This window comes from Streptomonospora alba (assembly GCF_000826685.1).
GTDB lineage: Bacteria > Actinomycetota > Actinomycetes > Streptosporangiales > Streptosporangiaceae > Streptomonospora > Streptomonospora alba.
The window spans coordinates 1-20,528 of sequence record NZ_JROO01000056.1 but is presented as its reverse complement, the minus strand read 5'-3'; the positions used below and the strand labels follow the sequence as shown (position 1 = coordinate 20,528).

17 protein-coding genes and 1 pseudogene are annotated in these 20,528 nt (G+C 70.4%); 9 read left to right on the top strand and 9 right to left on the bottom strand.

The features are described from left to right. Positions 1–12 precede the first annotated feature (12 nt). From LP52_RS24075 to LP52_RS24065, 3 genes are all read left to right on the top strand, one after another. Complete coding sequence (locus LP52_RS24075) at positions 13–1,539, top strand: GMC family oxidoreductase (RefSeq protein WP_040276695.1); 1,527 nt, start codon at positions 13–15, stop codon at positions 1,537–1,539. A gap of 176 nt (positions 1,540–1,715) precedes the next feature. Next, a complete protein-coding gene (betT, locus tag LP52_RS24070) occupies positions 1,716–3,821 on the top strand; it encodes a choline BCCT transporter BetT (protein WP_040276694.1) in 2,106 nt (701 codons plus the stop codon). A gap of 186 nt (positions 3,822–4,007) precedes the next feature. Next, a complete protein-coding gene (locus LP52_RS24065) occupies positions 4,008–5,906 on the top strand; it encodes an alkyl/aryl-sulfatase (RefSeq protein WP_040276693.1) in 1,899 nt (632 codons plus the stop codon). A gap of 83 nt (positions 5,907–5,989) precedes the next feature. Here LP52_RS24065 and LP52_RS24060 read toward each other — a convergent pair whose 3' ends face one another. Together LP52_RS24060 and LP52_RS24055 are read right to left on the bottom strand one after the other, a co-directional pair. Next, on the bottom strand, positions 5,990–6,994 hold the full coding sequence (locus LP52_RS24060; protein ID WP_040276692.1) for a DUF389 domain-containing protein: 1,005 nt from the start codon (positions 6,992–6,994) through the stop codon (positions 5,990–5,992). A 454-nt stretch (positions 6,995–7,448) separates the two neighbouring features. Next, positions 7,449–8,138: a winged helix-turn-helix domain-containing protein gene (locus LP52_RS24055; protein ID WP_238581076.1), complete on the bottom strand. Its 690-nt coding sequence runs from the start codon at positions 8,136–8,138 to the stop codon at positions 7,449–7,451. 64 nt (positions 8,139–8,202) lie between these two features. Between LP52_RS24055 and LP52_RS28595 the strand changes: the two genes are divergently transcribed. Then, positions 8,203–9,537 carry an isocitrate lyase/PEP mutase family protein gene (locus LP52_RS28595; protein ID WP_052810218.1) on the top strand — a complete coding sequence of 445 codons (1,335 nt, stop codon included), beginning with the start codon at positions 8,203–8,205 and terminating at the stop codon, positions 9,535–9,537. 416 nt (positions 9,538–9,953) lie between these two features. On the opposite strand, the gene LP52_RS28815 is transcribed toward LP52_RS28595, so the two are convergent. The 3 genes from LP52_RS28815 to LP52_RS24045 all read right to left on the bottom strand — a co-directional run bounded on the left by LP52_RS28815 (position 9,954) and on the right by LP52_RS24045 (position 11,998). Further along, positions 9,954–10,088 carry a hypothetical protein gene (locus LP52_RS28815; protein ID WP_274518835.1) on the bottom strand — a complete coding sequence of 45 codons (135 nt, stop codon included), beginning with the start codon at positions 10,086–10,088 and terminating at the stop codon, positions 9,954–9,956. Positions 10,089–10,117: 29 nt separating this feature from the next. Beyond that, positions 10,118–10,441: an SDR family NAD(P)-dependent oxidoreductase gene (locus LP52_RS29050; protein WP_084723454.1), complete on the bottom strand. Its 324-nt coding sequence runs from the start codon at positions 10,439–10,441 to the stop codon at positions 10,118–10,120. Positions 10,442–10,528: 87 nt separating this feature from the next. Further along, positions 10,529–11,998 carry a potassium/proton antiporter gene (locus LP52_RS24045; RefSeq protein ID WP_040276690.1) on the bottom strand — a complete coding sequence of 490 codons (1,470 nt, stop codon included), beginning with the start codon at positions 11,996–11,998 and terminating at the stop codon, positions 10,529–10,531. Between the two features lie 45 nt (positions 11,999–12,043). Here LP52_RS24045 and LP52_RS24040 point away from each other — a divergent pair, with 45 nt between their 5' ends. Further along, positions 12,044–12,892 (top strand): universal stress protein, encoded by an 849-nt coding sequence (locus LP52_RS24040; RefSeq protein ID WP_040276689.1) that lies wholly within the window; start codon positions 12,044–12,046, stop codon positions 12,890–12,892. Positions 12,893–12,951: 59 nt separating this feature from the next. Here LP52_RS24040 and LP52_RS29045 read toward each other — a convergent pair. After that, a pseudogene (locus LP52_RS29045) lies at positions 12,952–13,119 on the bottom strand (transposase); the annotation flags it as partial. 351 nt (positions 13,120–13,470) lie between these two features. On the opposite strand from LP52_RS29045, the gene LP52_RS24035 reads away from it, so the two are divergent. Further along, a complete protein-coding gene (locus tag LP52_RS24035; RefSeq protein ID WP_040276688.1) occupies positions 13,471–14,739 on the top strand; it encodes a hemolysin family protein in 1,269 nt (422 codons plus the stop codon). Between the two features lie 88 nt (positions 14,740–14,827). On the opposite strand, the gene LP52_RS24030 is transcribed toward LP52_RS24035, so the two are convergent. Beyond that, positions 14,828–16,300, bottom strand: coding sequence for an LCP family protein (locus LP52_RS24030; RefSeq protein WP_040276687.1), 1,473 nt, complete (start codon positions 16,298–16,300; stop codon positions 14,828–14,830). Positions 16,301–16,623: 323 nt separating this feature from the next. Here LP52_RS24030 and LP52_RS24025 point away from each other — a divergent pair, with 323 nt between their 5' ends. After that, entirely contained in the window at positions 16,624–17,202 is a 579-nt protein-coding gene (locus tag LP52_RS24025) for a hypothetical protein (RefSeq protein ID WP_040276686.1), read from the top strand. Here the strand turns inward: LP52_RS24025 and LP52_RS24020 are convergent. Together LP52_RS24020 and LP52_RS24015 are read right to left on the bottom strand one after the other, a co-directional pair. Beyond that, positions 17,179–17,571, bottom strand: coding sequence for an ester cyclase (locus LP52_RS24020; protein ID WP_040276704.1), 393 nt, complete (start codon positions 17,569–17,571; stop codon positions 17,179–17,181). The genes LP52_RS24025 and LP52_RS24020 overlap by 24 nt on opposite strands. Positions 17,572–17,683: 112 nt before the next feature. Next, entirely contained in the window at positions 17,684–18,370 is a 687-nt protein-coding gene (locus LP52_RS24015; RefSeq protein WP_040276685.1) for an SDR family NAD(P)-dependent oxidoreductase, read from the bottom strand. Between the two features lie 135 nt (positions 18,371–18,505). On the opposite strand from LP52_RS24015, the gene LP52_RS24010 reads away from it, so the two are divergent. Both LP52_RS24010 and LP52_RS24005 read left to right on the top strand, forming a co-directional pair. After that, a complete protein-coding gene (locus tag LP52_RS24010; RefSeq protein ID WP_040276684.1) occupies positions 18,506–19,393 on the top strand; it encodes a helix-turn-helix domain-containing protein in 888 nt (295 codons plus the stop codon). 320 nt (positions 19,394–19,713) lie between these two features. Continuing rightward, a partial coding sequence (locus LP52_RS24005; RefSeq protein ID WP_040276683.1) for a flavin-containing monooxygenase occupies positions 19,714–20,528 on the top strand: 815 nt, incomplete at its 3' end.

Below are 20,528 nucleotides of genomic sequence, written 5' to 3'. Positions count from 1 at the left end.
GGGAGAACGAGAATGCCGTATGACTACGTGATCGTCGGTGGCGGTACGGCGGGGTCCGTGGTGGCCAACCGGCTCACCGAGGATCCCGACACCACCGTCTGCCTGATCGAAGGCGGCCCCTCCGACGTGGGTGACGAGCGCGTGCTGAAGCTGCGCAACTGGCTCAACGTGCTGGGTGGCGAACTGGACTACGACTACCCGACCGTGGAGCAGCCGTACGGCAACTCCCACATCCGCCACGCGCGGGCCCGCGTGCTCGGCGGATGCTCCTCGCACAACACGCTGATCAGCTTCCGGCCGTTCGCCGAGGACCTCGCCGACTGGGAGGCGGCCGGCGCCGCGGGCTGGGACAACGCGACGGTGCAGGCCTACTGCGACCGCATCAAGTGCAACATCGTCCCGGTGGCCCGACAGGACCGCAATCCGGTCGTCAAGGACTGGATCGAGGCGTCGGCCGCGGCCACGGGAGCGCCGGTCATCGACGACTTCAACGCCGCGACCTCGCACGGCGGCGGCTTCAGCGACGGGGTCGGCTTCCTCCCGGTGGCCTACGACCCCTACACCGGGTACCGATCGTCGGCCTCCGTGGCCTACCTGCACCCCATCCTCGGCGTGCGGGAGAACCTCACGCTCATGACCGAGACCTGGGCCGCGAAGCTGCTGCTGGAGGACGGCCGCGCCACGGGAGTCGAAGTGGTGGCGCCCTCCGGTGAACGCCGGACCGTCCGCGCCGACCGCGAGGTCGTCCTCTGCGCCGGGGCCGTCGATACCCCTCGGCTGCTGCTGCACTCCGGTGTCGGCCCCGCCCGGGACCTGCGGGACGTGGGCGTCGAGGTGCGCCACGACCTTCCGGGCGTGGGCGAGAACCTGCTCGACCACCCGGAGTCCATCATCATGTGGGAGACCGACCCGCTGCCGGACACCACGGTCATGGACTCCGACGGCGCCCTGTTCGTCCGGCGCGACACCGGCGATCCGCGTCCGGATCTGATGTTCCACATCTACATGGTTCCGTTCGCGGAGAACACCGAGCGGCTCGGTTACCCCGTGCCCGAGCACGCCATCTGCATGACGCCCAACATCCCGCGCTCGCGCGCCCGCGGCAAGCTGTGGCTGACCAGCGCCGACCCTTCGGTCAAGCCCGCACTGGACTTCCGCTACTTCACCGACCGCGACGACCACGACGCGCGGACCATCGTGGACGGCCTGAAGATCGCCCGCGAGATCGCGGCCACCGAGCCCTTCAAGTCCGCGCTGAAGCGGGAGATCGCCCCGGGACCCGGTGTCACCACCGACGCAGGGCTGTCGGAGTTCGGCCGTCGCGCCGCCCACACCGTGTACCACCCTGCCGGGACCTGCCGCATGGGTGCCGAGGACGACGAGACGGCGGTCGTCGACCCGCGGCTGCGGGTGCGCGGCCTGTCCGGACTGCGCGTCGTCGACGCGTCGGTCTTCCCGACGCTTCCCACTCCCAACCCCATGGTCACCGTGCTGGCGACCGGCGAGCGGGCCGCCGACCTCATCCGCGACGACCGGTGATCCTTATCATCCGGAACCGGGCATGCACCGGATCTCTGCCGGTAATGGAGGCTACAGCGACAAATGACGCATGCCTGACGGTGTTCGCCGAGGAGCCGCGAAGTCCATAATCGGCAGCGTCCCGCTTCCACCCGCAGTGAGCCGGTACCGGCATCACAGGTATGAGAGGAGAGTCCGTGTCCAGCAACGGAGGACGGGGGAACGCCCCCGGACCGGGGGACCCCGCAACCGCGGTCAAACAGCGGCCCGAGGCGAGCAGGCTCAAACCCGTGGTGTTCGTCGGGGCGTCCGTGGTCATCCTCGCGATCTCGATCTGGGCGATCATCACGCCGACGGGAGCCGACTACGTCATCGGCACGGTCGTGGGATGGATCTCCCGGGGATTCGGCTGGTACTACTTCCTCGTCGCCACCCTGTACCTGGGTTTCGTGGTGTTCATCGCCCTGTCGCGCTACGGCGCGGTCAAGCTCGGGCCGCAGCACTCCACCCCCGACTACGGCCTGTTCGCGTGGGCCTCCATGCTGTTCGCGGCGGGAATCGGCATCGACCTGCTGTTCTTCTCCGTCTCCGGGCCCGTCACCCACTACCTCGCGCCGCCCGAGGGCGACCCGGAGACCATCGAGGCGGCCAGGCAGGCTGTGGTGTGGTCGCTGTTCCACTACGGCATCACCGGGTGGGCGATGTATGCGCTGATGGGCATGGCGCTGGGCTACTTCGCGTTCCGCTACCGCCTTCCGCTGGCCATCCGATCGGCCCTGTACCCGCTCATCGGCAGGCGCATCCACGGCCGGATCGGCGACGCGGTGGACCTCGCGGCCATCATCGGAACCGTCTTCGGCATCTCCGTGTCGCTGGGGATCGGCGTCGTGCAGCTCAACTACGGACTGAACGTCCTCTTCGGCATCCCCGAGGGGGTCACGGCGCAGGTCGGGCTGATCGTCCTCGCCGTGCTCGTGGCCACGGTCTCCGCCGTCGCCGGTGTCGACCGGGGGATCAGGCGGCTTTCCGAGATCAACGTCGTGCTCGCCATCATCCTGATGCTGTACGTGCTCATCGCCGAGGACCCGGTCTGGCTGCTCAACGCCCTGATCCTGAACATCGGCGACTACATCAGCCGCTTCCCCGAGATCACGCTGAACACCTTCGCCTACGACCAGCCGATCGACTGGCTCAACGCCTGGACGCTGTTCTTCTGGGCCTGGTGGATCGCCTGGGCGCCGTTCGTGGGACTGTTCCTCGCCAGGATCTCGCGCGGCCGCACCATCCGGCAGTTCGTCGCGGCGACGCTGGTGATCCCCCTGCTGTACACGCTGACCTTCCTGTCGATCTTCGGCAACAGCGCGCTGAGCATCGTGATGGGCGGCAACACCGAGTTCGGCCAGACCGCCATGAACACACCCGAGCACGGGTTCTACACGCTGCTCGACCAGTACCCGGGGTTCCTCTTCAGCGCCGGGCTGGCCACGATCGTCGGACTGCTGCTCTACGTCACCTCGGCCGACTCCGGTGCGCTGGTGACCGGCAACCTCAGCTCCTACCTGCCCACGCCCATCACCGACGCACCGGCGTGGCTGCGCGTCTACTGGGCGTCGGTGACCGGTCTGCTCACCCTGGCCATGCTCATCGTCGGCGGCGTGAGCGCGCTGACCAACGCGACCATCATCATGGGGCTTCCGTTCTCGTTCGTGATGATCCTGGTCATGTGGGGCCTGTCCAGGGCGCTGCGGGTCGAGGGGTTCCGGAGCGATGCGTCCCGGACCGCCCTGTCGGCACCGATGACCGCCCGAACCTGGCGGCAGCGGCTCGCGCGCGCGATGAACTTCCCCGGCAAGAGGGCGGGCACCAGGTTCGTCGACGAGGTGTGCCGTCCCGCGTTCCAGGAAGTCTCGGGCGAGCTGCGCGAACAGGGCGCGGACGCCTCCGTCGTCGAAGGCGTCGACGAGGACACCGGGATCCCGCACCTGGAGCTGAGAGTGCCCATGGGCACCGAGGAGGAGTTCAGCTACCGGGTGTGGCCGATCGAGGTTCCCACTCCGGCGTTCGCCATCCGGTCGCTGACCGAGCACGACACCTACGTGCGCTTCGAGGTCTACCTCACCGAGGGCAGCCAGGGCTATGACGTGATGGGCTACAGCAAGGAGCAGCTCATCGGCAACATCCTCGACGAGTACGAGCGGCACCTGGAGTTCCTGCGGCTGCACCGGGAGGCCGTCGCCGACTCCGCACTGCCCGACCACGGTCCCGGAACTGCGGAGGTCTACCAGGAGGACGAGGAGCGCTGACCCTGCCGGCCGATCCCGCACCAGGGCGCGGCGGAGGGAGGTGCGGGCCCGGTCGGCGCGGCCCGGGACCAGGCGTTGACCGCCGCTTGGCCCTACGACGACTCGGTTGCGGGTATGTGCCGGGCCGGCACTTCCGCGGCCCCGGGTGCGCGGCACCCGGGGCCGACGACGACCGCAGGAGGGTCTATGGCACACGGCGCCGACACGGGGAGCAGGCCCGCCGACGTCCCCCGGCCGACCGGGTCGGGGGACGACCGGCGGGGTCCGACGGTCCCCTCGCCCGACGACACCGCCGACTTCGACGACGCCCGCCGCGGTTTCATCGCCCCGGCGCCCCTGAACGTGACGAACGAGCAGGGGCGCTCCGTCTGGGACCTGCGCCCGTTCGCCTTCCTGGACGACGGCGCGGGCCCCGCTCCCGGCACCGTTCACCCCCACCTGTGGCGCCAGGGGCGGCTGACCGTCATGAGCGGGCTGTTCGAGGTCGTCGAGGGCGTCTACCAGGTGCGTGGCATGGACCTGTCCAACATGACGCTCATCGAGGGCCGCGAGGGCGTCATCGTCGTGGATCCCCTGGTCTCCGAGGAGGTGGCCGCGGCGGCTCTGGACCTGTACCGGCGGCACCGCTCCGACCGGCCCGTCACGGCCGTCGTCTACACCCACCCGCACCTCGATCACTTCGGCGGTGTGCTCGGGGTCGTCGACGCGGCCGAGGTCCGAGCGGGCAGGATCCCGATCGCGGCGCCGAAGGACTTCATGCAGCACGCCGTGTCGGAGAACGTCTACGCCGGCACCGCCATGATCCGGCGCGGCATGTACTTCGCCGCGTTCGGCCTCGAACCCGGACCTGAGGGACGGGTCGGGATGGGCCTGGGCATCGGCACGTCCCAGGGCCGGGTGGGACTGGTCCCCCCGACCCTGGAGGTCACCCGCACCGGTCAGGAGGAGGTGCTGGACGGGGTCCGGTTCGTCTTCCAGATGACGCCGGGGACCGAGGCGCCGGCGGAGATGAACTTCCACCTGCCCGAGCACCGGGCCCTGTGCACGGCCGAGAACGCCTGCCACACCCTGCACAACCTGCTCACCCTCCGCGGTGCGCAGGTCCGCGACGCCAGGATGTGGTCGCGCTACCTGAACGAGGCGATCGAGCTGTTCGCCGACCGCTCCGACGTCGTCTTCGCCTCCCACCACTGGTCTGTCTGGGGCGTCGAGAGGATTCGGGGATTCCTCTCCGAACAACGCGACATCTACGCCTACATCCACGACCAGACGCTGCGGATGATGAACAAGGGGGCCACGGGCGCCGAGATCGCCGAAGAGCTGCCCATCCCTCCGGAGCTGGAACAGGCCTGGAGCGCACGGGGCTACTACGGTTCGATCTCCCACGACATCAAAGCGGTCTATCAGCGCTACATGGGATGGTTCGACGGCAACCCCGCCCACCTGTGGCAGTACCCTCCGCAGGCCCAGGCCCAGCGCTACGCCCGCGCCTTCGGCGGTGTCGACGTCCTCATGGACCGGGCCCGTTCGTTCGCCGACGAGGGAGACCTCCGCTTCGCCGCCGAGCTGGGCTCGCACGCCGTGTTCGCCGCGCCCGACCGATCCGACGCCAAGGAGCTGCTGGCCGACCTCCTCACGCGCCTGGGCTACGGATCCGAATGCGCCACCTGGCGGAACTTCTTCCTTGTAGGGGCCTCGGAGCTACGGGAGGGCGTGCCGCCGACGGCCATCGCCCTGACCGACAGCCTGGTGCCGGCGCTCGACGTCACCCAGCTCCTGGACTCGGTGGCGATCCGCGTCGACGGGCCGCGCGCCTGGGCGGAGGAGCTCTCCCTGGACCTCCACATGACCGATACCGGCGAGCGCTACCGGGCCGTGCTCTCCAACGGCGTGCTCATCCACTACCCCGATCCCTCGGGCGACCCGGCGGAACTGGTGCTGACCCTGTCCAAGCCCGAGCTGGTGCAGGTCCTCACGAACGCGGATCTGGAGGGGGTGCGGCACCGGGGCGACACCGCGGTGCTCAGCCGGCTGATGTCGGTTCTCGACGAGTCCCGCCCCGACTTCCCGATCGTCACGCCCTGACCCGGCCGCACCTCGCGGGGACGGGAGACCGGTCCGGAGCACGGAATCGCGGCAGGCCCCGCCCGAGGCGGCGCGGGCAAGGGCTAGGAGCCGCCGATCGCACCGGCGTCGACGCGTTCTCCGCGGGTCGTCTCCACCACCACCGCGAGACGGCCGGGGACTCGGCCCCGGAGGTCGGCGAGCAGCGGGTCCACCGGGGGCGGGGCGTCGCGGGAGCGGACTTCGATGTGCACCGTCCGCGAGGCCGTGTACACCCGGCTCACCGATGCGTGCGGTTGCCGGGATATCCATCGCTCGGCGGCGGCCTCGGCCCGCTCCGTCCACACCGTGAGCAGGAGGGTGGCCGCAGTGTGGGCGGCCAAGGGGACGAGCACGATCACGAACAGCAGGCCCAGCACACGCCGTGCTCTGCGTGCAGGGCGCTCTCTGCGGTCCTTCGGCGGTGTGCCGTGGCCGGCCGCCGCGAAGAGCACCATGCCGGCGAACACCAGCGCGAAGAGGTTGGACAGGAACAGGACCGAGGCGCCCGCCGCAAGCCAAAGCGCACCGCGCCCCAGGCATACGCCCGCAACCACCAGGGGAGGGACCAGCGAGATCGCGATGGCCACACCGGGCAGAACGGCGGCGACGTCCCGGCGCGCCAGCGCCACCGCACCGGCGGCACCTGTCGCCAGAGCGGAGACGAGATCCATGATCCCGGGCGAGGTCCGTCCCGTGACCTGGCTGTTCTTCAGCAGGTCGTAGCCGCTGGGCACCACCGCCGAAACCACCAAACCGACTCCGATCACCAGGAGGCAGCCCAGGACGGTCGTCCGAACCGCATCGGTCGGGCGCTGGCGGACGATGCCCAGGGCGATCGCCATGATGGGGGTGGACAGAGGGGCGATGATCATCGCCCCGATCACCGTGGCCGTCGAGTCCGTCAGTACGCCGCCGACCGCGATGACAGCGGACAGTGCCAGCATCGTCCAGAACGCCGACCTCTTGGCCCGGCTGTCACCCGCCGACAGGTCCAGGCTCTGCACAAGTTCGTCTGAGGTGCGCACCTGTGATGCGGGCAGAACGCGTCCGAGGATTCCACTGAGCATGGACCGAGTATCATCACCCGCTCCTCGACAGCGTCGGACGACACGACACAGCCGACGTGCGAAGTTTCCCGGACCCTGCCCCGGCGGCCGGCTGCACGGGTGACCCGGCGGGCCATCGCGCCGTGCCGTCGGCCCGGGGTTCCCTTCGTCTGGTGGGGACCCTCGCCGCCGAGCCGATGTGCCGCAGCGGATCGATCCGGTCGGCGGCGGTGGCCGTCCACGCCGTCACCGACGCGGCCGCCCTGCCGCCGCTGGTGACGTTCACCGGAGCCGCCCGGGCCGGTCGATCCACACGGTGTGCACGGGAAGCGGCGGACGCTCAGCGGGGCGGCGCCGCCACGCGCACGTCGTCGGCCGGGCGACGGCACGGGGGCGGCGTCGCGGACGGTCCACGGGTCGCCGGGCCGCTTTCACCGGTAGCGGAGTCGGCGGGGCGCCCACCGGGCGAACGGCGTCAGCGGCTGTCCCCGCTCACGTCGCACCCCAGCAGCCGGCCGATCCCCTCCGCGCCCTCAGCCGTCGGTACGACGGCGCGGTCGGTACCGATTCGCTCGATCCATCGGCGCTCGAAGAGGACGGTGCAGACCCTGGCCCCCGCCGCCCCGGCGAGATGGGAGCGCCGCTCGGTCCAGTCGAGGCAGCTGCGAGTCAGCGGGCGCCGACCGGGGGCGATGGGGCCGGCGAAGTGGTCGGCGAACCATTCGCGACCGAAGGGGGTGAAGGCGAACGCGGTGTCGAGGACGCCGCGCTCGTGCAGCGCGTCGGTGATGGCCGCCCCGAGCCGCCCGGCCAGGTGGTCGTAGCAGGTACGCCCGCGCGCGAGGGCCTGCCTCTTCGACACCGCCGCGAGCGTTCGCCCGCCCGTCTGCCGCGGCCCGGCGAGCGAGGCCAGCTCCTCCAGGCACCCAGCCACGCGTGCGTCGGCGAGTGCGAGGCGGCGGCTCCGTCCGCGGCGGTGCTCGCGGCACAGCCCGGCGGCGACCAGGACGGTCGCGTGCTCGCTCGCGGTCGGCAGTGAAACCCCGGCTGCGTCGGCCAGCTGGGACAGCGACCAGGACCGGCCGTCGAGGAGGGAGTCGCAGAACGCGGCGCGGGTGCGGTTGGCGACGACCCCCGCGACGGCCGCCAGCGTTTCACCGGGCATACAGCGATCGTCGCCCATGGAAGGTTCGGGCTCCACCGAACCTTCCCGTCCTTAGCTTCGGGCCATGGAGATTCTGGAGAACCCCGGGTACACGGTCCCCGTCCAGCCGCCTGCGCGCGACGGCGTGCGTTGGCTGCGGGGCCGGGTCCCCCGGTTCGCCGAAGGCCCGGTGCACGCGCGGCGGCGCGCGCTCGCCGAGCGGATGCTCGGGGCCCTCGACGCCGCGGCGCTGCGGCGGCCCGGGGCGCCCGTCGCGAACCTCGCCGAAGCGCTGGGCCTGCCCCGGTCGGCGGCGGCCGACGTCGCTCTCGTCGCCTCCTGCTACCAGCCCCACCAGTGCGTCACCGCGGCCGCGGACGAGGCCGTCGCCCGCCTGGTGGCAGCGGCCGGCGGGCGCTGGGACGAGGAGACCGCCGTACGGCTCGGACTGCTGGTGCAGGCCCACGACGCCGTACGGGCGGCGATGGCGGGTCGGGAGCCCCCGGTTCCGACCACACGCAGGATCGCCCCCGACGGTTCGGAGGTCGTCGTCGACCTCGCCGCCCGGCCCTTCGGGGCCGGACGCCACGCCTGCCCCGCCAGGGCCCAGGCCGGGGCCCTGGTCGACGGGGCCCGCCTCTTCCGGCGCATGCACGACGGCCCGGAGCCGCTCGTCCTCCCCAACGCCTGGGACGTGGCCTCCGCCATGGCGCTGGTGCGGGCGGGCTTCGCCGCCGTCGGAACGACGAGCCTCGGCGTCGCGGCCGCGCACGGGCTTCCCGACGCCGCCGGCCGCACCCGCTCCGAAACACGGGAACTCGCGTCCCGGCTCGTCGCCCTCCCGGTCCCGATCACCGTCGACATCGAGTACGGACTCGGGGCCGACCCCGCCGAGTTGGCGAGCGAGCTGGCCGTCCTGGGCGTGGCGGGGATCAACGTCGAGGACGGCCGCCCCGGCGGGCTCGCGCCGGCGGCCGAACAGGCTCACCTGGTCCGGGCGGTCAAGGACGCCGCACCCGAGCTGTTCGTCAACGCACGCGTCGACACCTACTGGCGGCACGAAGCCAGGGAAGAGACCCGGCGACGGGCGGATCGCTACGTCGGGGCCGGTGCGGACGGCGTCTTCGTGCCGGGCCTGCGGGACAGCGCGCTGATCGGCGCGCTGGCCCGGGACCTGCCCGTGCCCCTCAACCTGCTCAGCCAACTCCCGTTGCGGCAGCTCCGCGACCTCGGTGTCCGCCGGGTGAGCACCGGATCGCTCCTGTTCAGGGCCGCCCTCAAAGCCACCGCCGAGACCGCGGAGTCCGTCCGAGCAGGCGACAGCGTCACCGGCCTCCCGACCTATGACGAGGTCGCGGCGCGCACGCTCGACGAGCCGCCGGGTCCGCTCGCGGGGATCGAGACCGAGAACCCCAGGTGACCCGCGCCGCCGGCCCCCGACCCGTGCGCACCTCGGCTCCGCAGCTCCGCGGCGGGTGGCGGGCGGCCTGCTGCTGGACGCCGCCTCGGCGCCCCTCACCTTCGACGCCGCGGGTGCGGGCGGATGCGTGGTCACCGTAGCGGTTGCGCTGACACTGTCGGGAGCACTGCGCCGCACCGCCCTCGCCGCCCTCGCCGGCGGCGAGGGCGGTGCGGACACCGCGGACGGCCCGGTCGCCCGCGCGGCGGCGGGCCGCACCCGGCCTGATGGCGACGCCCGTTTCACGCTCACGCGGTGTTCGCAGCGGACGCCGGTGCGGATCGCCAACGGTCGATCAACCCGAAGGTCCCGCTTTCTGGGGGCCGTTGGGACGCTGCTCAGAGGGGGCTGCGGTCTTGCTCCTGGGAAGGCCGAGGTCAGCGCTTGCGAAAGAGCTTGGCCAGAGCCCGGAAGGGCAGTGTCACCACTGTGACGACGGCATGGGCGACGGCTCCTATCGCGGACGCGATGGCGTTCGCGATCGTGCGTAGTACATCGGCGATACGAGACATATGTGCCGACTACCCCCGACGCGGTTTCTCTATCGTCGCCGATGGACGAATGCGCCACAGCGGCAGGCCCCGGGTGGCAACGGCCGCCACGATGTTCCGGTGACACGGCCGGCGATCCCCGTCCCGATGGCCGAGCCTGAGGGGGCCGCCGTCGGGTGAGGCGACCTCGGCGCGAGCGACACGCCGGCGAAGTCGGGGCGGTCGGCGCGGCTGATGCCGAAGACGCGGAAGCCCTTCTCGGCCAGGAGCCGGGCCGTCTCGCGTCCGATACCCGAGGACGCGCCGGTGACCAGCGCCGTCCCCGGTCGGGAGGCGGGTGCGGACGCCGATTCGCCCGCGTCGCGCGCAGTCATGGCCCGAATCTAGACCCTCAAGCCCACTCGAAGGTCAACGCCCGCCAGAGGGACCTGGTGATAGCCGGGCCTCTCGCTGCCGAGCGGTCAGGGAGCGGGTGTCTCGCCTTTGGCCCAGGCGGTGACGAGCCGGTTGGCGTCGGGGCGGCGTGGCATGGCGACGATGATGAGGTCGTTCTCGCGGATACGTGTACGAGGGGTGGGGATGAGTGCGCGGTTTCCGCGCAGAATCGTGGTGACCAGACCGTGCGGCGGGGATACCTCGTCCAGCTGCTTGCCGACGATGGGCAGGTCGGCGGCGGCCCGGACCTCGATCAGTTCGGTGCCGATGTCGCTGACGGGTAGCGCCTCGGCGACGGGTGCCAGGGTGTGGCCGCCGGCGCCGAGCCCGAGCCAGCGCGCGACCGTGCGGATGCTGACGCCCTGGACAGCGGCCGAGACCAGCACGACGAAGAACACGACGTTGAAGATCAGCGTGCCGTCGGGGTATCCGGCGACGAAAGGGAAGGTGGCGAGGACGATCGGCACGGCACCGCGCAACCCGACCCAGCTGATGAAGACGAGCTCGCGCCAGGAATAGCCGAACCACACCAGGCAGAGCGCGACGGAGACCGGGCGGGCCACGAGTACCAGCACCGCGGTGACAGCGAGGCCGGCCGTGGCCACCGCGGGAAGCTCGGTGGGAAAGACCAGCATGCCGAGCATGAGGAACAGGCCGACTTCGGCGGTGTTGGACAGGCCCTCGTGGAACGTGCGGATGCCGCGGCGGTGCAGGGGCGCGCGGGCGCCCACGACGAGCCCGGTGATGTAGACGGCGAGGAACCCTGAGGCGCCCAGCTGGGCGGCTATGCCGTAGGAGAGGCCGGCGATGCCGAGCGCCAATACCGGGTACACCCCGGCAGGACCGAGGTTGATGCGCGTCAGCAGCCAGCTTCCGGCTAGTCCCACGAGTGCGCCGACCGCCAGTCCGCCGCCGAGTTGGACGACGGTGAAGAGGAGCCAGTCACCCGGGCCGGGCGATCCGCGCCATGTGGTGATCAACCCGATGGTGAGCATGATGGCGATGGGATCGTTGGCGCCGGATTCGACGCCGAGCAGTGCCGCTAGTCTGCGGGGCAAGGGTGCCCGCCGTAGCATGGCGAACACCGCCGCGGCATCGGTGGATGCCACGACCGCTCCGATCAACAGGGCGGTGAGGAGCTCGATATCGAGCAGGAGGTAGGTTCCTGCCCCGAGGATCCCCGCGGTGATGACCACGGCCACGGTGGCCAGGAGCAGTCCGGGGGCTGCTGCGCGCCGGATGTCGCCGGGCTTGGTTGTCAGCCCGCCTTCGAAGAGGATCAGCAGCAGTGCGACAGTGCCGCCGATCTGGGCGATTTCGGGATCGTTCAGCGAGACCAGCGCCAAGCCGTCGTCGGCGATGAGCATGCCCAACGCGAGGAACAGCAGCAGCCCGGGGACACGGATCCGGTGAGCGAATCCCGCCGCCAGGACCGCGGCGACGAGGAGCAGCGCGGTTGCGAGGATCCACCCGTCGGCGGGCAGTTGGACGCTCATCGTCTCCCGTTGCTGGGGGTGTGCCGGATCGGAGGGAGTTTAACAGTGGAGGTCAGGCCGAATCGCGGCACCCGCCGCAGGCGGGCGCCTGCCGCGAGCGCCGGTCTCTCGTCCATCACGCGACTGGTCGTGCCGTTGGACGGCTCGCGCGAGGCCGAATCGGCCGTCGACCCCGCGCTTCGGATCGCACGGACACTACAGGTGCCGGTCGAGTTGCTGACCGTGCATGATCCCGTCCGCGGCAGATGGGCGCGGAACGTGGACGAGACCGCCGCCGCATCGGCCTATGACCATGTCGAGGTGACGGTCGTGGGTTCGGGCTGGGCGGGCGACGTCATCGTGGACATGATCGCCGAACAGGCCGGCACGGTCGTGTGCATGGCCACCCACAACCGCGATCGCTTCTCGCGGCTGGTCGCCGGAAGCGTTACGGAGTACGTCCTGCACACGGCGCCGGGCCCCGTCTTGATGGTCGGGCCGAGCTACCGGTCCGACCACAGCACGGACTCCTTCCGCCGAGCGATGGTATGCCTGGATCACGGCGCCCGGGACGATACGGGCATCGCGCTCGCGCAAAGCTGGGCCGACCAGCTCAAACTGGAGCTGGAACTGGTCCATGTCGCATCGACCGAAGATGACGTCGAGGCATCGGAGGAGCGGACGGCTCGAATCGCCGACCGCATGGCCGACGGCGGCGCATCGGTCGGTCACACTCAGCTGAGGGGATCGGCTCCGGCCGAGGAGGTCGCGAAACTGCTCAGCCGGCACCCGGGAAGCATCGCCGTCCTCGCCAACCGCGGCCGGGTCGGCATCGCCCGAAGCATCCTGGGCAGCGTCAGTTCCCGGCTTCTTGAGACCAGCCCCGCCCCGCTGGTGCTGACCCGCGTGCCGTGATCCCGCCCCTCGTCTGAACCGGCTTCGCCGCGGTTCTGGCCGGGTGCCCGGCCGGCGTCGATCTCGGCCCGCTTGACCCACGACCGCAGCGCCTCGGGGTGGATGTCCGGTTGCCGGGCGATCCGGCGGATCGGGCCCGTCCTCTCGCCCTCGACCGCGATCGCCTCCAATGTCAGCCGCGTCGCCCGCTCACGAAGCTCGTCGCTGTACTTCCCCGGTGCTGCCATACTCTGCCTCCTTCCTGGAATCAGAATCGTCAGGCCAGGGCCCGCATCGACCGGTTCCAGCGCCGACCGGCACACGGTCGCGTGCGACGAGCCGGCGATCCGGCCCGGATCGGCGACGGACGATCTTCCGGGCTGGGCTGTCAGGGGCGGTGTCGGCCCAGCCCCCCCGGAGACGGGTGTTTCAGGCCCGTGGGTCTCTCTGCGAGAAGAGCCAGACCGGCTTCCGCCCCGCTGGACCGCCCCCGGGTGAGGCTCTCCCGCCTGTGTGTCGGGCTCGCCCCTTATGGGAAGGTGTGCTTTCCAGGCCCGATCACGGCCAGGGGGCCCACATCATCTACAGGGAAGGCCGCTATGGAAGGCTACGGGGTCCAGCTCGGCCTCGTTCTCGTCCTGGTCGTCGTCAACGCCCTCTTCGCCGGCAGCGAGATCGCGCTCATCACGTTGCGCGAGGGCCAGCTGAAGAAGCTGGAGGAACGCGGAACCGGCGGCCAGGCCGTCGCGCGCTTGGCCCGTGAACCGAACCGGTTCATGGCGACCATTCAGATCGGCATCACCCTGGCCGGGTTCCTCGCCTCTGCGACCGCCGCGATCGCCTTGGCGCAGCCGTTGGTCGAGCCGCTGGGTTTCCTCGGCGACGCCGCCCGCCCGGTGGCCGTCGTCCTGGTGACCGTCGTCCTGACCTTCATCACGCTGGTCTTCGGTGAACTCGCCCCCAAACGCATCGCCATGCAGCGAGCCGAGGGATGGTCGCTGCTGGTCGCCCGGCCGCTGAACCTGCTGGCGCTGCTGTCGCGCCCGGCCGTGTGGCTGCTCAGCGTATCCACCAACCTGGTGGTGCGTCTGAGCGGAGGAAACCCCGATGCGGCCAAGGAGGAGATATCCGAAGAGGAACTGCGCGACATGATCACCACCCAGCGGGGGATCACCCCCGAGCAGCGGACGATCCTCAGCGGCGCGTTCGAGATCACCGATCGGCGGTTGCGCGAGGTGGTCGTTCCGCGGGGCAGCGTCTTCACCATTCCGGCCGCCACCGGGACGGATGAGGCGGCGTTGATGCTCGCCGAGCACGGCCACTCGCGTGCCCCTGTGGTCACCGATGAGGATCTGGACGATGTCATCGGGGTTGTGCACTGGTCGGATCTGCTGCGGTCGCAGGCCAGCTTGCGCGAGTTGGTGCGTTCTCCGCTTCTGCTGCCCGACTCCCTCGTCGTCTCCGAGGCGCTGCGGCGAATGACGACCGAGCATCAGCAGTTGGGGGTGGTCGTGAACGAGACGGGCGGTATCGACGGCATCGTCAGCCTGGAGGATCTGCTCGAAGAGATCGTCGGGGAGATCTACGACGAGACGGACTCGGACCTGCAGACCGTCGAACGCCATGCGGACGGGTCGATCTCGCTGCCCGGCACCTACCCTGTCCACGATCTGCCGGACATCGCCGTCCACGTGAAGGATGCGCCCGAGGGCGATTATGTGACCGTGGCAGGCCTGCTCATCGCCGCGCTCGGCGAGATCCCGCAGCAGCCTGGGCAGGAGGTCGCGCTGCAGGGGTGGACGGCCACGGTCACCGAGACCAACGGGCGCACCATCACCGGTGTGACCCTTCGGCCCACCGGGGCCTGACCCGGTACCCGCGGCGGTGCGCGGAGGCGGCGCTCGCCCTGGTCATCACCGCGGGGCAGCAGGAGCCGGCGCAGGATGGCGTCGGACGTCAGGGGCAGAGCTTGTCGAGCGAGGTCGCGTCTTCGCCGACCTGGCGGCCCGGGGTGTCGGGGACGGACGAGCCGCCGCCCGTGGAACCCTGGTCCGCGTCCCCGGGAGATCCGGGAGAGGCGGGCGAGCCGGAGGGGGTGCCGCTGTCATCGGATGGCTGCGACCGCTCCTGTTCGGCCACGGCGTCGTCGACCAGGCCGCGGATCTCCTCCCAGTCCGGGTAAGCGGTATCGACCTGGGGCGGGGAAAGCTGCAGCGTCTTGAAGCCGCCTTCGCCGCTGGTCAGTTCCGCGAGGTCGATGAACGCCCCCGCCTTGGACTGGGGGATGTCGGTACGCAGGGTGCGCTTGGTCGCCCCGGCCAACTCCTGGAAGCTGGTGAGCACGGTCATCGGGTCGGCCTGTTCGGCGACGTACTTGATCAGGCATCCTTGGCGGCCCATGCGGGTGTAGTCGTCGCTGTTGGTGCGGCTGCGCCCGTACCAGAGCGCCTCGTTGCCGTCGAGGTGCCGGTCGCCGGCCTTGAGGACCTCGCCCTGCTGGCCGTAGGGGATGGGCTCGTCGATGTGTACGTCGATGCCGCCGATCGCGTCGACGAGGTCGTCGAAGCCCTGCATGTCCACCAGCGCGTAGTAGCCGATGTCGAGGCCGACGGCGTCGGCGATGACCCGCTTGAGGGTGTCGGCGGCGGGGTCTTCGGCGCCGGTGTCGATGGCCAGTCGCTCCGGGGCTTCGGCCACGGTCTGATAGACGTCGTTGAGCAGGCCGTCGAACCCCTGCGGTTCCGGGTAGGCGCGGGCGAGTCGTGTGCCGTCGGGGAAGGGCACGTTCTCCAGGTTGCGCGGTAGCCCGATCAGCACGACGTCGCCGTACTCCACATCGACGCTGGCCACCATCATCGAGTCGGTGCGCAGCCCGTAGCGGTTGCCGCCCGAGTCGCCGCCCAGCAGCAGCACGTTGATGCGCTCACGCCCATCCCACGGATCGCTTTCGTCATGGGGCGGTTCATCGGGGCGTTCGGGACCGAAGACCGAATCGACGGTGTCGTGGGCGGTGTAGGCAGTGCGCATGGCCGCCCCCGCGGGCAGAGCCACGGCCAGGCACAGCAGCACGACCAGCGTCGCACCGGTGAACCGGGCCGGGCGCCCGGCCGCGGGCGGCCGAATGATGACCCAGGAGTGCACGATGACGGTCATCCACAGTACCGCCGCCGCGAAGACGGCCAGGCTCGCCGCCAGCAGCCACCGTCCCTGGGAGGCGAGCCGGAGGCTGTCGGCCGGGTCGCCGTGCAGCAGCAGGGCCGTGACGGCGGTACCCAGGGTCAGGACCGCGAACAGGCTCAGGAGGGTCGCCCCGGCCCACCGTCGCCCGGTCCGCAGATGGGCCAGGCCGGGAACCAGAGCCGAGGCGAGGGTGAGGACCAGGGCACGACCGGTCGTGGCTGCTCGCGGCTGCTGCCCGCCTGCACCCATCAGACCCGCTCCTGCTCCCACGGTCGCAAACCCCAGCTTTCCGTCAAAACGGCACTCTCCCATACCTACCGCACCAGAACGCCTGAAAACTCGCAGCAGGTAGCCAAGGCGGGGCGGAGAGGGGACGACCCGAGCCAACACGAAAGCAGGCCTCGGGTGCGGACTGGAGCGCACCCCCATCGCACAGGACAGGTGCGGACGGTGCAGGCCGTCGCCGCGGTTCTGAGCGGTCCCCGCTTGCCGCAGCGGAGCGCTACGCAGGTGCAGGAAGCCGAGCTGGAGGTGCTGGACCGCGCGCAGGCTCGGCGCCTGGGCGTGGAGGGTTGCTGCTGCGGCTCAAGCGCACCGACGGCGGCACGGGCGCGGCTCCGGTGCAGGTGGGAGTCAACTACGCCGACTTCGCCTCGGCCTTCGGCGGTGACTACGGCTCCCGACTGGCCCTGGTCGCCCTCGACGGCTGCACCGACGCCGGCGGCGGCGAGGGCTGCGTACCCTCGGTCGGTTTGGACGCCGTCAACGACACCGAAGCCCAGACGCTCTCGGTCACGGTCACGGCCATGGCAACCGGGGGCGAGGGCACGCTGCTGGCGGTGGCCGCCGACGCCGGGAGCGACGGCGGCACGGGCGACTACTCGGCCACCAAACGCCAACCCTCGGCCGAGTGGAACGTGGGCACCCGGACCGGCGGGTTCTCCTGGTCCTACCCGATGGCGGCACCGCCGGTGGCCGGCGAAGCGAGTCCTCTGCTGAGTAGCCCGCTTGTGAAAATTCCGGTGACTCACGCCGATGGCGCGGCGAGGAGTCTCTGGCACCTCGGCATCGTCGGTTGCCGACGATGCATCACACCAGCGCCGCCGACCAAGTCGGTAGGTGAGAGGTCAGCCCGCCAGCTGTCGCTCTAGCGCCGAGGCGTCGTGCAGGGCCGTCATCTGTACGAACCGTCCGTCGCGGATCCGGTAGATGGCGTACTCGACGATCTCGAACGAGGCGCCGGTGGGAGCCACACCGAGCCACTCCTTCACGGGGGTACCCGTGTTGATCGCACGGACAGCCGCGCGGTCACCGTCGACGAGGAACTCCCGGACCTCCCAGTGGAAGTCCGGCACCGCGTCGATGTCTGCCTTCTGAACCGCGATGACATCGTCCCGGGTGCCCGGCTCGCCGTTCAGGGTGACCTTGTCGTGGATGAACGCGTCCATGCCGTCGAACGTGTGGGCGTTGAGCTCCTCGATGTAACGGCGGTAGAACCCGTGGATGTCGAAGTCAGCCATGATGATCACCTCTCCATGCCCCGAGCAGGGGCTGTACTCGGATCTTGACGGCTTGGGACCCACTCCCCGGGCCGGCCGTCGCCGCTGAGTTCCGTCGCAGGTTGCTACGCGCCTACCAGGGCAGTTCCCTGTTCTCGTCCTGGAAGGTCCCCGTCGGGCCGTCCGCGTCGAGGGTCGCCAGGCGCACGACGGCCTCGGCGCTCTTTTCGGGTGGCCTTCCGATTCCGAAGGCCGCGGTCATGTCCGTGGCGGTGGTGCCGGGCTCCAGCGCGTTGAACTTGATGCCCGGCTGGGACTTGGCGTACTGGACCGTCAGCATGGTGGCCGCCGCCTTGGAGGCGGAGTAGAGCGCGGACGACAGGTGGAACTCGGGCCTTTCGGGGCTGGTCACCGCCCAGAACGACCCGGCGCTGCTCGAAACGGTGACGACGGTGGGATTCGCGGACTTGCGCAGCAGGGGGAGCGCCGCCTCCGTGACCCGCACGATCCCCACCGCGTTGGTGTCGAAGGCACGCAGGGCCAAGGGGCCGTCGACGTCTCCTGCCGCCAGGATGCCCGCGTTGTTCACCAGGACGTCGAGCCGGCCCTCGGCCGCATCGATCGTCGCCAGCGCATTGTTCACCGACGCGTCGTCGGTCACGTCGAGCTGGACGAATCGCGTGCCGATCGCGGCCGCGGCTTTCTCACCCCGTTCGGCGTCGCGCGCGCCGATGTAGACGACGTGGCCCGACTCCAGAAGCTGTTTGGCTGTCTCGAAACCGATTCCCTTGTTGGCCCCGGTGATGAGTGCGACGGTCATGGTTCTCCTCCGGAAAGGTGTGGCCTGGTGCGTCAGGAACGCTATGCGGGGCCGCTCTCCGGACCCAGAGCCCTTTCGAGCCTGGGGTGTGGCAGGGCCCCCTCTATTCGCTTTGCGGCGAAATAGGCTGACCGCATGAGCGAGAGACCGAACGCCCTCGGTGCGTACCTGCGCGCTCGGCGCGAGCTGGTGACGCCTGAGCAGGCGGGCATCCCCAACGTGGGGGTGCGGCGTGCGCCCGGGCTGCGGCGGGAGGAGGTCGCGATGCTCGCCGGCATCAGCGCGGACTACTACCTGCGGCTGGAGCGGGGCCGCGATCGCAACCCGTCCGTGCAGGTGCTCAAGGCGATCGCGCGGGCGCTGCACCTCGACGACGACCACTTCGCCCACCTGCTGACGTTGGTCTCCGAGGCGTCCCGGCAGCGCAGACGCCGACCGCGCAAGGAGACCGTGCCGCCCGGCGCGCTCAAGCTCCTGGACTCCCTCGTCCAGCCCGCCTTCATCGAAGGCCGGTACTTCGACATCCTGGCCTCGAACTCACTCGCCAGGGCCCTCGATCCCCGACTCGTCGTGGGCGGCAACCAGCTGAGGGACATGTTCCTGGAACCCGGCCAGCAGAGGCTGTACCCGGAGTGGGAGAACGTCACGGAGTGCTTCATCGCGAATCTGCGGCAATCCGTGGGCAACGACATCGAGGATCCCCGCTTCGCCGATCTCGTCGGAGAGCTCTCATTGGCGAGCCCCCTGTTTCGTCGGCTCTGGGCTCGCCATGAAGTACGAGGCCAGCGCGGGACGCCGATCCGGTTGGATCACCCGCAGATCGGGGAACTCACGCTCAACAGAGAGCGGCTGAGCGTGGGCGGGGCCGAGGACCTGAAACTGGTCGTGTACCACCCGGACCCCGGATCCGACGACGCGGACAAGCTGGCCCTTCTGGCCTCGGCGGACCTGCCCGCCCGGACACGGGATTGCAAGGATTCCGCCGCTCCGGTGCATGAGGCGGACGGCGCCGCGTTCGAGTGAATCCGTTCGGGCGCCGGATGCGACGCACGGCGCGATCGCGCGAGCGCACAGCATTTCTCATCACGGCTGTGCAGCGGAGGCGCTTGTGACGACCATCGGCGTCATCGGCGCGGGGCGAGGTCGGAAGCCGGTTCGGGCGCGGCGATAGCGAACGGGTACACGGTCGTCATCGTCGGTTCGCGGGGCCCGAGACCGTGCACGACCTCAGCGACGAACTCGGCCCGTCGGCGCATGCCGCCGAGGCCGTGGCCGCAGGGGTCCGAAACCACTGCTCCAGTGAAAGACTCCTGTCTACTCGTGTGGCGAAGAAGGGACCTTGTATGTGCGCTTACCACGAGCCCCGTCACACAGCCGACTACGACGCCGTCGTGGTGGGCGCCGGATTCGCCGGGCTCTACCAGCTGTACCGGCTCCGCGAACAGGGGTTGACCGTACGGGTCTTCGAGGCCGGCGGCGGCGTCGGGGGAACCTGGTTCTGGAATCGGTATCCGGGTGCTCGCTGTGACGTGGAGAGCATCGACTACCAGTACGCGTTCTCCGAGGAGCTGCTGAGTGAGTGGCGGTGGAGCGAACGCTATCCGCGCCAGGAGGAGCTGCTTCGCTACCTCGACCATGTGGCCGACCGGTTCGGCCTACGTCCGCACGTCCAGCTCGACACGCGTGTCGAACGCGCCGTCTTCGACGAGGAGTCCGGCCGTTGGCTGGTCGAAACCGACCGCGGAGACGTCGTCAGGGCGCGCTATTGCGTCATGGCCACGGGGTGCCTGTCCGTCCCCTGGGTGCCCGATTTATCCGGCCTGGAGAACTTCGCGGGGGAGTGGTACCACACCGGCGCATGGCCGACCGAGGATGTCGGCTTCACCGGCAAGCGCGTGGCGGTCGTCGGGACCGGCTCCTCGGGCATCCAGCTCACCCCCGTCGTCGCCGAGCAGGCGGCCGAACTGTTCGTCTTCCAACGCACGGCGAGCTTCAGCGTCCCGGCCTTCAACCGCCCCGCCGGCGGGGAGGCTGCCGCGGAGGCGAGCGCCGAGTTCCGCCGGCGCCGCGAGTTCACCCGGAACTCCGTGCTCGGCCTGTCGACGCCCCTCAACCACCAGTCGGCGCTGGCGGTGTCGGCCGATGAGCGCCGGCGCCA

What these genes read in the sequence shown, in the direction of transcription:
- LP52_RS24075 (WP_040276695.1), top strand. Translation starts at nt 13, where the DNA reads ATGCCGTATGACTACGTGATCGTCGGTGGCGGTACGGCGGGGTCCGTG.
- LP52_RS24030 (WP_040276687.1), bottom strand. Translation starts at nt 16,300, where the DNA reads ATGGGTGCAGGCGGGCAGCAGCCGCGAGCAGCCACGACCGGTCGTGCC.
- LP52_RS24035 (WP_040276688.1), top strand. Translation starts at nt 13,471, where the DNA reads ATGGAAGGCTACGGGGTCCAGCTCGGCCTCGTTCTCGTCCTGGTCGTC.
- LP52_RS24045 (WP_040276690.1), bottom strand. Translation starts at nt 11,998, where the DNA reads ATGAGCGTCCAACTGCCCGCCGACGGGTGGATCCTCGCAACCGCGCTG.
- LP52_RS29050 (WP_084723454.1), bottom strand. Translation starts at nt 10,441, where the DNA reads ATGACTGCGCGCGACGCGGGCGAATCGGCGTCCGCACCCGCCTCCCGA.
- LP52_RS24015 (WP_040276685.1), bottom strand. Translation starts at nt 18,370, where the DNA reads ATGACCGTCGCACTCATCACCGGGGCCAACAAGGGAATCGGTTTCGAG.
- LP52_RS24010 (WP_040276684.1), top strand. Translation starts at nt 18,506, where the DNA reads ATGAGCGAGAGACCGAACGCCCTCGGTGCGTACCTGCGCGCTCGGCGC.
- LP52_RS28595 (WP_052810218.1), top strand. Translation starts at nt 8,203, where the DNA reads ATGGAGATTCTGGAGAACCCCGGGTACACGGTCCCCGTCCAGCCGCCT.
- LP52_RS24065 (WP_040276693.1), top strand. Translation starts at nt 4,008, where the DNA reads ATGGCACACGGCGCCGACACGGGGAGCAGGCCCGCCGACGTCCCCCGG.
- LP52_RS24060 (WP_040276692.1), bottom strand. Translation starts at nt 6,994, where the DNA reads ATGCTCAGTGGAATCCTCGGACGCGTTCTGCCCGCATCACAGGTGCGC.
- LP52_RS24020 (WP_040276704.1), bottom strand. Translation starts at nt 17,571, where the DNA reads ATGGCTGACTTCGACATCCACGGGTTCTACCGCCGTTACATCGAGGAG.
- LP52_RS28815 (WP_274518835.1), bottom strand. Translation starts at nt 10,088, where the DNA reads ATGTCTCGTATCGCCGATGTACTACGCACGATCGCGAACGCCATCGCG.
- LP52_RS24055 (WP_238581076.1), bottom strand. Translation starts at nt 8,138, where the DNA reads ATGCCCGGTGAAACGCTGGCGGCCGTCGCGGGGGTCGTCGCCAACCGC.